This is a genomic window from Pseudoalteromonas sp. SIMBA_162, assembly GCF_046535955.1.
In the GTDB taxonomy this organism is placed as follows: domain Bacteria; phylum Pseudomonadota; class Gammaproteobacteria; order Enterobacterales; family Alteromonadaceae; genus Pseudoalteromonas; species Pseudoalteromonas marina.
Map to the genome: position 1 here is coordinate 1 of NZ_JAWJBQ010000847.1, position 251 is coordinate 251.

Below are 251 nucleotides of genomic sequence, written 5' to 3' on the forward strand. Positions count from 1 at the left end.
CGCCGTGCGCGCGCGCGCCGCTCACGCAGCCCGCGATGCAGTCGAGCACCGCGTCGAACCACACCTGCGGCCACTGCTCGGCCCACAGCGGGCGCGGCGTATCGGGCTGGTAGGCGGCCGAGCGCCGCGCGACGATCGTGCCGTGCCGGTCGACAAGCAGCGCCTTGGTACTCTGCGTGCCGATGTCGACGCCTATGACGTATTCCATGATGTCTCCGGTGAGGCGCACGCGCCGGCCTTCAACGGGCCGG

Annotated in this window: 1 protein-coding gene; it reads right to left on the reverse strand. The window is 72.1% G+C overall.

All coding sequences use genetic code 11. From position 1 onward, the window contains the following. Nucleotides 1–208, reverse strand: a 208-nt coding sequence (locus R0J88_RS22080) for an FGGY family carbohydrate kinase (RefSeq protein WP_410901187.1), incomplete at its 3' end; no start/stop codon positions are given. Between the last annotated feature and the right edge of the window lie 43 nt (nucleotides 209–251).